Consider the following 14,651-nt stretch of genomic DNA (forward strand, 5'->3'; position numbering starts at 1 on the left):
CCTGTATCACGCTTTCTTCTCGAAAAACGCCAATATCTCGACATGCGGAGTATGGGGAAAAAGATCGATGGGTTGAAGTTCTTTGATAACCCAGCCTTGCCCGGTAAATACCTTAGCATCGCGAGCGAAGGTTTCTACATCACAGGAAATATAATAAACCGTATTCAGGCTGCTGAATGTTTCGAAAAATCCACGTATATTGTTCAGGCCCGCGCGCGGCGGATCCATAACCAGCGTTTCGGCACCCACAATGGCTTTTTTCAGTGATTTCCAGATAAACGGCAGAAACAGGTCAACCTGCCAGATGCTCACTCGCTCAAGACGTCTGGCTTTCAGCGTCTGGATTGCCTTCAAATCGGATTCGCAGGCAATGATCTCACTGAAATCAGCTTGCGCAATAATCTCGGTAAAATTACCCGAACCGCAGAATAACTCGACTACCTTGCCTGAGCAATCCTGCCCGGCGAGTTTTTGTGCAAGCCAGGCTCTCATCGCCTCATTTTGCGCGGCATTGCCCTGCCTGAAAGGACGCTTCTCGTTGATCCGGATCTGATCAGCTGTCATTTCATCGTCAAGGTCAATGGAATTCCAGCCACGGTCTTCCCCTGGAAGCCAATCAATACGCGGCAGACTGGCTGACATCGTCCGGAGCAGACTCCTGCAGGTCGGATTCAGCACAAGACAATCATCAACTGGCGCCAGATCGTGCGTGCCTTCGACCATATACCCCAGTTGCTTTCCGTTTGTTTTGACCTGAAAACGATTGCGATAACCCAATGATTGCGGTGAGGAATGAACCAGCGGCACAGTCAATTGAGTCGTTTCCAGTCCGACTCGCTGCAATGCATAAACCAGACGATTACGCTTCTGTTCGAGCTGACTGGAATAACGGGCAATCATCCACGGACAGCCGGAGCAACCTGTTCCATTTCTGCCATGATGGGTGCAAGGCGGATCGACTCGATCGATAGAAGGTTTGATCAGCCGTATCAGCTTGGCAAAACCAAATTTTTTGTTGTTCAGCGGACGATTACTGATTTCGAACTCTCCGATATCTCCAGGCCAGGTCTCGGAGATAAAATAAGTCACGCCGTCGATTCTATTCCTGACTACTCCCATACCTTTCTGAGATAAATACGTCACTTCACCAATGAAACACAAACTATCCGACATGACCAGATTTTGATTAGAAAACACGCAAATAAGGAAGGAAAATAATCAAACCAGTGACAGCAGCACCTATTGCAGCAATCAGAACGGCACCAGCAGCAACATCCTTGGTTTTTTTGATCAATTCCTGATAATCAGGCGAGATAAAGTCGCACAGTAGTTCAATAGCTGTATTCAGGGCTTCTGCAATAAATACGATCGTGATGGCAAATACCAGCAGCATCCATTCGACTGCTGTCACCTGAAACAAAAAACCAGCCATGATCACTATTACCGATATGAGTGCATGAATCCACGCATTATGCTGGCTGCCAATTAATATGCGGATGCCAGAAAACGCATAACCAAAGCTTTTACATCTGTTACGAATTGAAAAAATAGTGGTCTTGTTCAAATCGCTATCCTGTCAGATATGGCACATTACAGCCGAACTTTACCTGAGGAACGATAAAGGCTGCAAGCGCTCATATCCGACTTTCATCAGCACTTTTTATTCGGATGAGATCATCCTGACTGAATCCAGAATCCAGATTTCAATTCATACCGGAATACAAAGCAGGAATAGGTTGCTGAAAACAGGGTTTTCAGTAATAATTGCACGGCTATTCTCACCAGCCGGGATGGCGGAATTGGTAGACGCACGGGACTCAAAATCCCGCGATGGTGACATCATGGGGGTTCGATTCCCCCTCCCGGCACCACAAATATCAAAAAACCCAATATATTCATAATATTCTGCGTTTATATGTTGCGAAATAACATATAAATTTACTTTATCGAGAGCTTCCTGACCGCAATTTTCCTGTGGCAGTTTTTACGGTTGCAAGACTGCTGTTAAATATTCGCTGTTTTGTGTTTTAGTGAGCTCTTAAATCTGCTCATTTTTTCCGGAGAAATCTCGAATGTCGGTCATGCTGTATTCCAATCTCGCTGTGCTGTTCGGCTTTGCCTTGCTGGTATGGGGAGCAGACCGGTTTGTGCTTGGCGCATCAGCACTGGCGCGTAATCTGGGCATCAGCCCGCTGATCATCGGTCTGACTATAGTTGGGTTTGGCACTTCGGCGCCCGAACTGCTGGTTTCAGCCGTAGCTGCCTGGGAAGGTAACCCAGCTATGGGGATAGGTAATGTCCTGGGTTCCAACATTACCAATATTGGATTAATACTGGGTTTGACCGCGCTGATTGCGCCGATGACCGTTCATTCCGTTACACTCAAGCGGGAATTCCCAGTACTGCTGCTGATCATGATTCTGGTATTACTCCTGATGCTGGATGGCGAGCTGGGTCAGTTTGATGGCGGTGTGTTGCTGCTTGGTACGGTATTGCTGATAGCATGGATGGTGCGCCTGGGTCTGAATGACCGCAATGGAGATGCCATGGCCAGAGAATTTTCCAAGGAAATTCCAGCACAACTTCCAACAAGCAAGGCGGTTATGTGGCTGGTGCTGGGCGGAATTATCCTGCTGGTCAGCTCCCGTATGCTGGTGTGGGGAGCGGTCAATATTGCAGAGTGGTTTGGTGTCAGCGACCTGATCATTGGTCTGACCATTGTTGCCATCGGCACCAGCCTACCGGAACTGGCAGCTTCCATTGTCAGCGCGCTGAAGGGTGAGCATGATATTGCCATTGGCAATGTGCTGGGCTCGAATATGTTCAATCTACTGGCAGTACTGGCCATGCCGGGACTGATTCAGCCTTCCAGACTACCTGCTGACGTACTGTTGCGCGATTTCCCAGTAATGTTCGGTCTAACGATCATACTGCTGGGAATCAGCTATGGGTGGCGTGGAGCAGGACGAATCAACCGCATTGAAGGTGGCGCTCTGCTATGCGCTTACCTCGGATATCTGGGCTGGTTGTACCATGACAGCGTACCGGTTTAATGGATATTCTGACAAAGCTTGATCGTCAGATAAGAATTGATCCGCCCTGCAATCAACCAGTGTTTTCAACAAATAACGCAGCAACCCTAATGGAGCCATTATCAGGCGATGTATCAAGCAGAATTACAGAAGCTGCTGCTCGCCTGAATCGTGGCGAACTGGTAGCTTTTCCCACGGAAACAGTCTATGGATTAGGCGCGGAAATATCACAAACGCAGGCGATTGAAACAATATTCGCCATCAAGGGCAGACCAAGAAACCATCCACTGATTGTGCATATTGCCGATCAAACCGATCTTGCCTTCTGGGCAGAAAATATACCCCAATATGCCTGGTCATTGATTGAGAATTTCTGGCCAGGACCGCTTACTCTCATACTACGCAAAAGTATACATGTGCCATTGAGCGTAACCGGTGGGCAAAATACAGTTGGGCTGCGCATCCCGAGCCATCCGATTGCATTGGCGCTGCTGACTGCCCTCGGTCCACGCAAAGCGCTGGCAGCACCGTCGGCAAACCGCTTCGGACACATCAGCCCAACACTCGCCGAACATGTCGCAGAAGATTTTGGTAGTCAACTTGGCATGATACTGGATGGAGGCGCTTGTACTGTCGGGCTGGAGAGCACGATCATTAGTTGTCTCGATCATTCTCCCCAGCTATTGCGTCCCGGCGGCATTTCTCCAACCATGATCGAACGTGTGCTCAAATACCGTATTACCACAGAAACAGCGCACTCTACCGCAAGGGTTTCAGGTTCGCACGCCTCTCATTACGCGCCGGTTACTCTTCTGGAAGTCCTCGATCATTCCTTGCTGACCAGCCGTCTCGATACGCTGCTACAACAAGGAATGCGTATCGGCGCACTTGTGCACAGCCAGAAACTTCAAGCTTTGTTCGCTGCAGAGAAGAACGTGTACTGCGTCTTAATGCCGAATGATTCAGAAAATTATGGCAAACGGTTATACGCCACCCTGCGCATGCTTGACCAGCAGGGTTTTAATCGCCTGCTAGCTGAAGCCGTACCGAATGACGCTGGCTGGCTGGCAATAACAGACCGATTGCTACGTGCCAGCCATTATCCGGCCAGGTAACGCAGCATACTCAGCTTGCTTTACAATCCGGTACTTTTCTACTGAAGAAAAGCGAGATCAGACAGGATGAAGCTCCGATTTTTTAGAAACTCCAACACCATCACTAACCATGACACTATCGTAACCGTCCAACGCTCCCATCTACGCAATCACAATTTTCTGGATTATTCTCCTCTGCATTACCTTACAGGAGGATAAGCCATGGCATTACAGGATGATAAGCAAAAGCATATCAGCAACTGGCAAACGAGCGGTTTGTCGCAGGCAGCCTATTGCCGGGCGCTCGGGTTGAATGCGAAGACGTTTGGGAATTGGTTGCGCGCTCACCGGCGTGGGCGCGATGATATCAAGCTGCCAGCCTTGATTCCGGTTACGATCAAGCCGACAGCGGCGTCAGTGGAAGTATTGCAGCTTCGCTGTCGCGGTACGCATGTGCTGGAATTACCACTGAGCGTTTCCCCGCGATGGCTGGGAGAATTGCTGTCATGTCTGGGTTGATTGCGCACGCGGGTAAGATCTGGCTGGCGGTCGATCCGGTGGATATGCGTCGCGGCATGGATGGCTTATCGATGATTGTGCAGCAGGTATTGGGTCACCCGCCCTGCGCGGGTTCGGCGTTCATATTCTGCAATCGCGCGGGCAATCGCATCAAGGTCTTGCTGTGGGATGGCACGGGGGTGTGGTTATGTCAGCGCCGCCTGCATCAGGGGCGGTTTGTCTGGCCGAGGCAGGATGCGGCGTGTGTCGAGTTAGCGCTATCGCAGTGGGAATGGTTGATTGCCGGCGTAGACTGGCGGCGTTTATCGGCGCGGCCACAATGGCATTTTCAGGTGTAGAAAATATGTAATAGTTGTTTATTAACAGGCGGTTGATTGCGATTTCGTGGTATAATTCATCTCATGAATTCACTGGCGCAACTGGATCAACTCAACCTCGATACGGCCACCAAACAACAGGTGGTCAATCTGGTTCAGGCATTTCAGCTTGATCTGACCCAGCAAACACAGCAGACAGTTTATGCGCTGGAACTCAAGATTCAGGCGCTCACCCTGGAATTGGCGCATCTGCGCCGTATCCGATTTGGCAGGAAAAATGAAGCGTTGTCTGCCTTGTCACCCAGGCAGCTTTCTTTGTTTGAAGAATCGGCGCTGACCGATATCACGGCCATTGAGGCTGAAATCGAACAGATCAACAGCACACCAACCCCCAATGCCACCAAAGTGCCGCGTACCCGCGCCGGTCGTCAGCCGCTGCCAGATCACCTGCCGCGCATCGAACACCGGCATGAACCCGCATCCTGCCAATGTGACCGATGCGGTTGCGATCTGACTAATATCAGAGAAGACATCACCGAGCAGCTTGACGTGGAACCCGCCAGATTCTTCGTTCATCGCCACATTCGCCCACAGTACGCCTGCAAATCCTGTGAAACCATCACGGCAGAACCCGTGCCACCGGCAGTCATCGATGGCGGCATGGCCGCCCCGGGCCTGCTTGCCTGGGTGATGACAAACAAATACCTGAATCACCTGCCACTTTATCGCCTGGAGCAGATTGCTGCCCGTGACCAGGTCACGCTGCCCCGTTCCACCCTGGCCGAATGGGTAGGCCGTACCGGCGTAGCCCTGCAACCATTGGTCGATCGCCTAACCTGGCATCTACTGCAGGGCAACACGCTGCATGCCGATGAAACACCAGTTGCACAATTGGAACCCGGTCGCGGCAAAACCCGTAAAGCCTACCTGTGGGCCTACCGCAGCAATGATCTTGAACCCGGGCCGCGTATCATCGTCTTCGACTATCAAGCTGGCCGTAGCGGTCAGCATGCGCGGCACTTTCTGCAAAATTGGCAAGGACACCTGATGGTCGATGACTATGCTGGGTATAAAGCACTTTTTTCCACAGCCACATCGCCTTGCGTCGAATTGGCGTGCTGGGCGCATGCGCGACGCAAATTCTTTGACCTGTACCAGGCCAATGCCAGCACGATGGCATTGGCAGCGATACAGCGCATCAGCGTCTTATACGCAATCGAAGCAGAAGGCAAAGACCTGAGCATCGAAGATCGTCTGCAACTGCGGGCAGACAGAAGCCTGCCCGCACTGCATGCATTGCATGACTGGCTGATGCAAACCCGTAGCCAGACCGCAAATGGCGGCGGCTCCGCCAAAGCACTCGACTATACCCTCAGACGCTGGCCAGGTCTCATCCGCTACGCACAAACCGGCTCTCTTCCGATCGACAACAACCCGGTGGAGAACACCATCCGCCCGATCGCAATCGGCAAAAAGAATTGGCTATTCACCGGATCGGAACGTGCCGGTCAACGCGCCGCTGCCATTCAAACCTTGTTCGGTACCGCGCAACTCAACAAACTCGATCCCGCCGCATGGCTTGCAGACACCCTCGCCAGACTACCGACCTGGCCCAATAACCGCATCGATGAATTGCTGCCACTTACACCAGCGTTCATTCAATCACTTAAACAGCAGGAAAGATAGATGGGAGCGTTGGACGGTTACACACTATCAGCAGTTTTATTTGATGTTGACGGCACGCTCGCCGATACCGAGCGCGATGGTCATCGCGTGGCATTCAATCAGGCTTTCAGGGATTTCGACCTGGACTGGCACTGGGATGTTACTCTTTACGGGGAATTATTGGCAATTACTGGTGGCAAAGAACGTATTCGCCATTATTTACAAAATTACAGACCGGAATTTTTATCGCAGAATGGTCTTGATCAATGGATTGCAGAATTGCATCGTACCAAAACGCATCATTTTCTGAATTTGATGAAAACAGGTGAAATCCAGTTAAGACCCGGAGTGATGAACCTGATTCAGCAGCTACGCACAAATGGTATACGAATCGCCATTGCCACCACGACAACCCCTGAGAATGTCATTGCTTTGCTTGAAAATACGCTTGGTATCGACTCACCCGACTGGTTTGACGTGATTGGCGCAGGCGATATCGTGCCACATAAAAAACCAGCGCCGGATATCTACCAGTGGGTAATTGACCAGCTTGGCCTGCCTGCAGAGCACTGCATCGCAATCGAGGACTCCGTTAATGGATTGGAGTCAGCATTAGCCGCAGGCATCAAAACCATTGTCACCAGTAGCGAATACACACATGCACAAAATTTCAGCGGCGCCTCGCTGATACTACCAGATCTGACCAGACTGGATATGGAAGAACTGCACAAACTGGTCAGTGTGCAGGCAGAAACTCCATCGGATTAACCGGTTGCCCCTGCTTGCGTATTTCAAAATGTAGCTTTGTAGAGCCGTTATCAGTCCGCCCCATCTCGGCAATTTTCTGTCCACGAGTCACCCGCTCCCCCTCCTGAACCAGCACTTTGCTATTATGCCCATAGGCACTCAGATAAGTATCATCATGCTTGATAATCACCAAATTTCCATAACCTCGCAATCCACTGCCACTATAGACCACCGTACCTGACGCCGATGCATGCACAGGCTGATTAACTCCTCCTGCAATTCCCACGCCTCTTGATTTTTCAGAAAAATGATCCTGAACTCGACCATCAGTTGGCCATACCCAATCAATGCCACCAGCCTTTTTGCTTCCAGCGGGCTTCCTCGCACCGCTGTTATCTATACCAGGACTACTGATCGCCACTTTCTCATAGGGCTGTCCTGTTTGAGAAGATACGTCCAGCTTTTCTTTGGCAGCCTCAGAATAGGGCAACATGGTTCCTTTGGGCTCCGTTTTAAGCGTTGCTGAAGGCGCATAGGTAGCAGCTGGTGCAACCGTGCTGAATGCCTGATCATCAGGAGAAGTAATCGCAAAAATACGTGGCTCATTTTCGGTGGATGCTCCACCAGACGTTTCCTGATGACCTGAAGCAGACAGCAAAATCTCTTGACCAATTTTGAGCTGGCCAGGATCTGTTATTCCATTCATCTGCGTCAGTTGGTAAGGATCCAGGCCATACCTGCGTGCAATACCATAGAGGGTATCGCCATGTTGCACCACATGAAAACGTCCGCCATCATGCCCAATCTGCCGTTCAGCAACAGGAACCGGGTACGGTGTCGACGCACAAGCGCTTAACAGTAGAACAATCAACGGAAGAATCAATGTCATGGGACTGAACACCTCAAATCGATTTATGAAATCACCTAATACAAAATTTAGTTATCTCGCTCAACTGATTTATCTAACTCAGCAAATATGTAAATACAACATCTATCGATTTACTGTACCCGGCAACATTGGTACAAACATCACTTCGTCCAGTACAGTCTCGACAAATCCTTCCGTAGTGTGTTCAATTAGGCAGAGATGCTGTTTTCGGCTTCCACGTGGGAAAACCACTCGTCCACCCACAGATAGCTGTCCAAGCAACACTTCGGGAATTTCCGGAACAAATGCAGTTAATATGATGCCATTATAGGGTCCCATCTCAGGCATACCAAGCATTCCATCAGCATGCCTAAGAAAAACATTGCGAATACCCATTTTAAGCAAACGTATCCTCGTTCGAGTTAATAATGGACCGATGCGTTCGATCGAATAAACTTTACGCGCAATCCTGGCAAGAATTGCCGTTTGATAGCCACAACCCGTCCCAATTTCAAGTACCTTCTCTAATGGATGCTTGGCGTTCTCGCGCAGAAGTGCGCTCATGCGCGCAACAGTCCATGGACTTGATATGGTTTGTCCAAAATTAATGGGTAAAGAAACATCCTCATAGGCCCGAGAAGCCAATGCTGCTTCCACAAAAAGATGGCGAGGAACAATATTCATTGCATTGAGCACGACTTCATCGACTATTCCCTGTTCCCGCAGGTGCTCGACCATACGAATCCGTGTTCTCTGGGAAGTCATGCCGATTCCTGAATGATACACGTTCACCGGTTCACTCCATCACTGGCTTCAGGTAACAAAAAGACGCGCCTACAGTCAGACAAAACTCTTTTAATTGAACATACAAATACCTAGTCAATAACCAGGATTTCTGCTGCGGATCAAAATTTGATTTCCTCGTCATTGTTCTACCCAGGTTTTAACAAAATTAATTTGATCATAGTGAGTCAAATCAATCTGCAAAGGGGTTATCGACACTCGATTTCTTTGTACAGCAAAGAAATCGGTACCCTCACCAGCATCCTGTGCTCCTCCAGCGGCTCCCACCCAGTAGACCGTTTCTCCACGCGGAGTAAGTGTCTTAATAACAGACTCAGCTTTATGACGACGCCCCAACCGGGTCACTTCCATACCAGTCAATTGGTCATAAGGGATATCCGGGACATTGACGTTTAGCAAAATTGGTACATGAAACTTGTGATCCATGTTGTGTTTGACAAGATCCAGCGCCACTCTGGCTGCAGTTGCAAAATTACCTCGTGATACGCTAACCATTGATATCGCTATGGAGGGAATACCCAGCAGAAAACCTTCTGTGGCCGCTGCCACTGTTCCAGAATAAATAGTATCATCACCCATATTGGCACCATCGTTTACTCCGGAAATCACCATATCAGGAAGTCCGTCCAGCATGCCAGTCACAGCCAGATGAACACAGTCTGTTGGTGTGCCATTGACGTAATAAAAACCGTTGTGTGAGTGACGTAACGACAGAGGACGATCGAGCGTTAGTGAGTTACTGGCGCCACTACGGTCACGCTCAGGCGCGACTACCGTAATTTCAGCGATAGTGGATAATGTTTCTGCAAGGTGGGCAATGCCTGGCGCAAAATACCCATCATCATTACTGAGCAGGATGCGCATTCACCATACTCTGGAATAATTGATTACTTAATTGATGAAAAAAAATACTACGCACAAACAATCCGATTGTTTTAAGAATACGGCCAAAAATCATTAGTAGCCAGCATTTACCTTGAAGATTAACTGCTTAGCCTATTTCACTACAATGTCTCATTTTGTTTAGCACTATGAATTTCTCAATTCAGATTCATTTGGTCGGGGCGAGAGGATTTGAACCTCCGACCACTTGCACCCCATGCAAGTACGCTACCAGGCTGCGCTACGCCCCGAAGTTTGGAATTATAGCAAATCCACACTATCAAGCTATCTCACTACTACTGCACGAATCTCAGAAAGAAATCTGCACTTTTATACACCTCGCAATAACGTCAGAATGTCTCTAATTTCTTTTTTTACGGCAGCCAGCATTACTCCTGATACGTTCGGCAAATCAGCAGTTGCCAGAAACGGGGTCTCGTTTCTTTCTGGCATCAAATGATTACGCGCACCACTAATCGTGAAGCCCTGATCATACAGCAACTCACGTATACGCCGAATCAGAATCACCTCCTGATGCTGATAGTAGCGACGATTGCGGCGTTTAATTGGATTGAGCTGAGTAAATTCCTGCTCCCAGTAACGGAGCACATGGGGTTTAACCAAGCATAGCTCGCTCACTTCTCCAATCGTAAAATACCGTTTTGCCGGAATGGGTGGCAATGATTCACTTGGTTTTTGATTGTCCATGGTAATGATTTTCAACCATTGTCTTTAACTTCTGACTGGCATGAAATGTCACTACTCGCCTCGCGGAAATGGGAATTTCTTCACCAGTCTTAGGGTTCCGACCAGGTCGTTCCGGTTTGGATCTCAGCTGAAAATTACCAAACCCAGATAGTTTGACACCATCTCCCTCTTGCAGAGTGGCGCACATTTCATCATAAAATGATTCTACAATTTCCTTAGCTTCGCGCTTATTTAGCCCAATATTTTCAAATAATAAATCAGTAAGATCTGCTTTAGTCAACGCCATATCAGTTTCCTCTCAGGTATAAATACACTGTTCTAAAAGATAGTCAAAAACCCATTGCTCTATACTATGCCTTAAAATCATAATCATACACATTACCAGGCAAGCTAACTGCGGAGCACCGCTCCAAATTGACCAGCAAGCATATCAATCAATTCGTTCACTGCCTGATCTATTTCCTGGTCTGTGAGAGTCTTCTCGAGATCTTGTAACAGTAAACGAAAGGCCAAACTTTTTTTTCCTGGCGCCAGCTTATCTCCGCTATAAAAGTCGAATAGTGCAATCTCTACAACAAGATCAGCTTTGTGCTGATACATCGCATCAAGTATGGCTTGCACGACTACCTGAGTATCCACTTCAAATGCCAAATCGCGTCTTACCGGTGGAAACTTCGATAGGGTCCGCATATTAGGTAACATGCGCGTAACTGTAGATGCCGTCTTGATCTCAAATAATACCGTGGCACCTGGCAAATGATATTTTGCAGATAAGCGCGGATGGAGTTCACCCAGCCAACCAGAAAATTTATCATCAACCAAAATTTTGGCTGATTTACCGGGATGCATTGCAGGATGTATTCCAGGTTCAAACAGAATTTTATTAGGCGTAAACAGGGATTCTATATCCGCCTTAACGTCAAAAAAATCGATTTCACGATTCTTGACTGCCCATTGTTCCGGTAAAGCACCGCCAAAACAGAGTCCAGCAATATTCTCGGTTTCTCGCTCTGCGTAATCACCCACATCAGTTTGAAAGCAACGCCCAATTTCAAATATTCTGACTCGGCTCTGCTTGCGATTAAAGTTAAACTGTAAATTACTGACGAGCCCTCCCAGGAGACTACTGCGCATCACACTCATGTGGCTGGCAATTGGATTTTTCAGCCGCACACTTTCATGGTTACCCGCAAAATCGACTTCCCATTTCTCTTCTACAAACGCATAGTTAATCACTTCCTGATAATCACGCGCAACCAGAATTTGACGCAGTCGTTCAACTGGAACCAATCCAGTCTCTTCTTCTGGCAGAATTTTCAAAGAAGCTTTGGGCGCGCTCGCAGGAATTCGATCATAGCCATGAATACGAGCAATCTCCTCGATAAAATCCTCCTCTATGGCCAGATCAAATCGGAAAGCAGGAGGTACAATACTGAAAGAATCCCCTTCAACGGTGAAATCAAATTTCAACCTATTAAAGTAATCGACTATCTCCTCCATCCCCAATCGTATACCCAGAACGCTATTGACACGTTTTAAGCGAACACGTATGGAGAACCGCTGTGGCAGATATGCTTCGTGCCTAACCTCAGTTACCGATCCAGCTACTCCGCCACATATCTCCAGAATCAAAGCAGTTGCCCGCTCTAACGCTGTACGTGTTAAAGAAAAATCAACCCCTCTTTCAAATCGATGGGCAGCATCTGAAGTAAACCCCAGCTCAAATGATTTTCCACTGATTGCTGCTGGAGAAAAAAAAGCACTTTCCAGAAAAATTGAATGGGTCTGTGATCGATTCACTCCACTTTCACTGCCTCCCATGATGCCCGCCAAAGCGAGTGGTTGCTTATGGTCAGCGATAATCAGCATGTTGCTATCCAACTGCAGGTCAATGCCATTTAGAAGCTGTAAATGTTCACCTTTTCCGGCATAACGTACACTTATTCCCCGCTGATCTGTGCATGCAATTTTATCGAGGTCGAATGCATGCATCGGTTGACCAGTTTCCAATAACACATAATTGACAATATCAACCACAGCATTGACCTCTCGCAAGCCGCTTCGCTGCAATCGTTGCGCCATCCATAACGGGATTTTCTGATCTGGAGCGATACCCTTGATTATGCGTCCACAGTAAAGCGGACAGGCATCGGGCACCTCTATTTGGATGGGCAATACATCTGCAATCTGGCCAGGCACCGGAGATGGCGGCACCAAGACCAACGGAGAGGCAGTAATAGCAGCGACCTCACGTGCAATTCCATACATTCCAAGACAATCTGCACGATTGGGCGTTAATTTAAGGGTAAATATATGATCATCCAGCGTGTAGTATTGCCTGAAATCTTGACCAACAGGAGCATCACAAGGCAAATCAATAATGCCTGTTGCGGTGTCATCACTCAATCCAATCTCCGCGAAGGAACATAACATACCGGAAGATTCAACCTCACGAATATTGCCTCGCCTAATCGCTAATCCAGGAAGTTGTGCTCCGATCATGGCACAAACCGTTTTCATACCAGACCTGACATTGCTCGCACCACACACAATCTGCAAAGGTCCACTTGTATGTTCACCAACATTGACATCACAAACGCTCAGCCGATCTGCATTCGGATGTTTCTGTACACTCATAACTTCCGCCACCACCACCTGCTGGAAACACGGCGCAATGGAAGCCATGCTTTCTACTTCCAGTCCCGCCATTGTCAAGGTGTGCGCTAATTCATCGCTACTACACAACGGATCAACAAAGGTTCTAAGCCAGTTTTCAGAGAATCTCATTTCAAGTATTTAGTGTTCAGCGATTAATTAAACTGCTTTAAAAATCTCAGATCATTTTCAAAGAACAAACGCAAGTCATTAACACCATAACGCAACATGGTCAGTCGCTCGACACCCAGACCAAAAGCAAAACCAATATGCTTGTCGCTGTCAATGTTTACATGGTTCAATACAGCAGGATGCACCATGCCACAACCCAGTACTTCTAACCAGCCGGTATTACCACATACTCGGCAGCCTTTGCCCTGACATATTACACAACCTATATCCATTTCAGCAGAAGGCTCTGTAAAAGGAAAGAAAGAAGGACGAAATCTGACCGGCAAATCTTCCTTTTCAAAGAAGTTCTGCATAAATTGCGCTAATACGCCCTTCAAGTTTGCGAAACTGACTTCCTCATCGATCCACAAACCTTCAATTTGATGAAACATAGGGGTATGTGTAACATCTGAATCACAACGATAAACTCGTCCAGGCGCAATAATTTTGATTGGTGGTCGATGATTCTCCATGTAGTGGATTTGCACCGGCGAAGTATGTGTTCGCAGCAACCCACCACCATCAATATAGAAAGTATCATGCATGGCTCTTGCTGGATGATTCTCAGCGATATTTAATGCCGTAAAATTATAAAAATCAGTTTCAATCTCTGGTCCGGTTGCAATGGAAAATCCAATTGAGCGGAACAACGACTCGATTCGATTGAGCGTTCTTGTGACAGGATGAACTCCACCCGTACCACAACCTCTTCCCGGCAACGTAACATCGAGGCTTTCTTCCGCTAGTCGACTAAGCATCTCCTTTTCCTGAATAAATGCTCGTCGACTAACAATCGCTTCTTCAAGTTGTTTTTTCGTCAAATTAATACGTTCGCCCATCAAGGGGCGCTCACGCACATCAAGTGTTTTCAAATTTTTTAGCAAAGAAGTCAGCTTTCCATCCTTACCCAAATAGCGAGCTTTAACCTGCTCAAGCTCGACCATATTCCTCGTCTTACTGAGAAACTCGGTCGCCTCATGGAACAGTTCTTCTAAATTACTCATCATAACTAAATTAATTTTTCATAAAAAAAGAGGCCGGAACAACTCGAATCCGACCTCTCTTGGGAATCTTGCCAGGTAACTGAAGTAAAAAATCAAACCCAACACCTACAAATGACACTACTGTCGGTTATATCATTAATTTCTACGGATACATTGGGACAGAATGCTTAATAACCATCTGAGCA

Annotated in this window: 15 protein-coding genes and 2 tRNA genes; 7 read left to right on the forward strand and 10 right to left on the reverse strand. The window is 47.9% G+C overall.

The genetic code is table 11. The annotated features are described in order from the left end of the window. Positions 1–6: 6 nt before the first annotated feature. Positions 7–1,161, reverse strand: a complete 1,155-nt coding sequence (locus IPG31_06655; protein MBK6618047.1) for a class I SAM-dependent RNA methyltransferase — start codon at positions 1,159–1,161, stop codon at positions 7–9. A 25-nt stretch (positions 1,162–1,186) separates the two neighbouring features. Then, positions 1,187–1,564: a diacylglycerol kinase family protein gene (locus IPG31_06660; protein ID MBK6618048.1), complete on the reverse strand. Its 378-nt coding sequence runs from the start codon at positions 1,562–1,564 to the stop codon at positions 1,187–1,189. A gap of 220 nt (positions 1,565–1,784) precedes the next feature. Between IPG31_06660 and IPG31_06665 the strand changes: the two genes are divergently transcribed. The 7 genes from IPG31_06665 to IPG31_06695 all read left to right on the forward strand — a co-directional run bounded on the left by IPG31_06665 (position 1,785) and on the right by IPG31_06695 (position 7,395). Next, a tRNA-Leu gene (locus IPG31_06665) sits at positions 1,785–1,871 on the forward strand. A 210-nt stretch (positions 1,872–2,081) separates the two neighbouring features. Further along, positions 2,082–3,053 carry a calcium/sodium antiporter gene (locus tag IPG31_06670; protein MBK6618049.1) on the forward strand — a complete coding sequence of 324 codons (972 nt, stop codon included), beginning with the start codon at positions 2,082–2,084 and terminating at the stop codon, positions 3,051–3,053. 89 nt (positions 3,054–3,142) lie between these two features. Next, positions 3,143–4,147: a threonylcarbamoyl-AMP synthase gene (locus IPG31_06675; protein ID MBK6618050.1), complete on the forward strand. Its 1,005-nt coding sequence runs from the start codon at positions 3,143–3,145 to the stop codon at positions 4,145–4,147. 201 nt (positions 4,148–4,348) lie between these two features. Continuing rightward, positions 4,349–4,645, forward strand: coding sequence for an IS66 family insertion sequence element accessory protein TnpB (locus IPG31_06680; protein MBK6618051.1), 297 nt, complete (start codon positions 4,349–4,351; stop codon positions 4,643–4,645). Beyond that, on the forward strand, positions 4,633–4,983 hold the full coding sequence (gene tnpB / locus IPG31_06685; protein MBK6618052.1) for an IS66 family insertion sequence element accessory protein TnpB: 351 nt from the start codon (positions 4,633–4,635) through the stop codon (positions 4,981–4,983). The genes IPG31_06680 and tnpB overlap by 13 nt, the downstream gene beginning before the upstream one ends. Before the next feature lie 63 nt (positions 4,984–5,046). After that, positions 5,047–6,648 carry an IS66 family transposase gene (locus tag IPG31_06690; protein ID MBK6618053.1) on the forward strand — a complete coding sequence of 534 codons (1,602 nt, stop codon included), beginning with the start codon at positions 5,047–5,049 and terminating at the stop codon, positions 6,646–6,648. Continuing rightward, entirely contained in the window at positions 6,649–7,395 is a 747-nt protein-coding gene (locus tag IPG31_06695) for an HAD family hydrolase (protein MBK6618054.1), read from the forward strand. Here the strand turns inward: IPG31_06695 and IPG31_06700 are convergent. The 8 genes from IPG31_06700 to pheS all read right to left on the reverse strand — a co-directional run bounded on the left by IPG31_06700 (position 7,364) and on the right by pheS (position 14,466). Further along, positions 7,364–8,263 carry a peptidoglycan DD-metalloendopeptidase family protein gene (locus IPG31_06700; protein ID MBK6618055.1) on the reverse strand — a complete coding sequence of 300 codons (900 nt, stop codon included), beginning with the start codon at positions 8,261–8,263 and terminating at the stop codon, positions 7,364–7,366. The two genes, IPG31_06695 and IPG31_06700, sit on opposite strands and share 32 nt — an antisense overlap. A gap of 102 nt (positions 8,264–8,365) precedes the next feature. Further along, a complete protein-coding gene (locus IPG31_06705; protein ID MBK6618056.1) occupies positions 8,366–9,034 on the reverse strand; it encodes a protein-L-isoaspartate(D-aspartate) O-methyltransferase in 669 nt (222 codons plus the stop codon). A gap of 132 nt (positions 9,035–9,166) precedes the next feature. Beyond that, a complete protein-coding gene (surE, locus tag IPG31_06710) occupies positions 9,167–9,910 on the reverse strand; it encodes a 5'/3'-nucleotidase SurE (GenBank protein ID MBK6618057.1) in 744 nt (247 codons plus the stop codon). Between the two features lie 192 nt (positions 9,911–10,102). Next, a tRNA-Pro gene (locus tag IPG31_06715) sits at positions 10,103–10,179 on the reverse strand. A gap of 79 nt (positions 10,180–10,258) precedes the next feature. Then, on the reverse strand, positions 10,259–10,636 hold the full coding sequence (locus tag IPG31_06720; protein ID MBK6618058.1) for a MerR family transcriptional regulator: 378 nt from the start codon (positions 10,634–10,636) through the stop codon (positions 10,259–10,261). Then, positions 10,614–10,922: an integration host factor subunit alpha gene (locus tag IPG31_06725; protein MBK6618059.1), complete on the reverse strand. Its 309-nt coding sequence runs from the start codon at positions 10,920–10,922 to the stop codon at positions 10,614–10,616. The genes IPG31_06720 and IPG31_06725 overlap by 23 nt, the downstream gene beginning before the upstream one ends. Before the next feature lie 104 nt (positions 10,923–11,026). Further along, positions 11,027–13,423, reverse strand: coding sequence for a phenylalanine--tRNA ligase subunit beta (locus tag IPG31_06730; GenBank protein MBK6618060.1), 2,397 nt, complete (start codon positions 13,421–13,423; stop codon positions 11,027–11,029). 23 nt (positions 13,424–13,446) lie between these two features. After that, on the reverse strand, positions 13,447–14,466 hold the full coding sequence (gene pheS / locus IPG31_06735; GenBank protein ID MBK6618061.1) for a phenylalanine--tRNA ligase subunit alpha: 1,020 nt from the start codon (positions 14,464–14,466) through the stop codon (positions 13,447–13,449). Positions 14,467–14,651 lie beyond the last annotated feature (185 nt).

The sequence above is a fragment of the Nitrosomonas sp. genome, assembly GCA_016703745.1.
Classification (GTDB): Bacteria; Pseudomonadota; Gammaproteobacteria; order Burkholderiales; family Nitrosomonadaceae; genus Nitrosomonas.

Bases quoted from the DNA above. Each gene is read 5' to 3' on its own strand.
- IPG31_06670 (MBK6618049.1), top strand. From the start codon at position 2,082: ATGCTGTATTCCAATCTCGCTGTGCTGTTCGGCTTTGCCTTGCTGGTA.
- IPG31_06680 (MBK6618051.1), top strand. From the start codon at position 4,349: ATGGCATTACAGGATGATAAGCAAAAGCATATCAGCAACTGGCAAACG.
- IPG31_06720 (MBK6618058.1), bottom strand. From the start codon at position 10,636: ATGGACAATCAAAAACCAAGTGAATCATTGCCACCCATTCCGGCAAAA.
- IPG31_06675 (MBK6618050.1), top strand. From the start codon at position 3,143: ATGGAGCCATTATCAGGCGATGTATCAAGCAGAATTACAGAAGCTGCT.
- surE (MBK6618057.1), bottom strand. From the start codon at position 9,910: ATGCGCATCCTGCTCAGTAATGATGATGGGTATTTTGCGCCAGGCATT.
- IPG31_06695 (MBK6618054.1), top strand. From the start codon at position 6,649: ATGGGAGCGTTGGACGGTTACACACTATCAGCAGTTTTATTTGATGTT.
- tnpB (MBK6618052.1), top strand. From the start codon at position 4,633: ATGTCTGGGTTGATTGCGCACGCGGGTAAGATCTGGCTGGCGGTCGAT.
- IPG31_06690 (MBK6618053.1), top strand. From the start codon at position 5,047: ATGAATTCACTGGCGCAACTGGATCAACTCAACCTCGATACGGCCACC.
- IPG31_06730 (MBK6618060.1), bottom strand. From the start codon at position 13,423: ATGAGATTCTCTGAAAACTGGCTTAGAACCTTTGTTGATCCGTTGTGT.
- pheS (MBK6618061.1), bottom strand. From the start codon at position 14,466: ATGAGTAATTTAGAAGAACTGTTCCATGAGGCGACCGAGTTTCTCAGT.
- IPG31_06725 (MBK6618059.1), bottom strand. From the start codon at position 10,922: ATGGCGTTGACTAAAGCAGATCTTACTGATTTATTATTTGAAAATATT.
- IPG31_06700 (MBK6618055.1), bottom strand. From the start codon at position 8,263: ATGACATTGATTCTTCCGTTGATTGTTCTACTGTTAAGCGCTTGTGCG.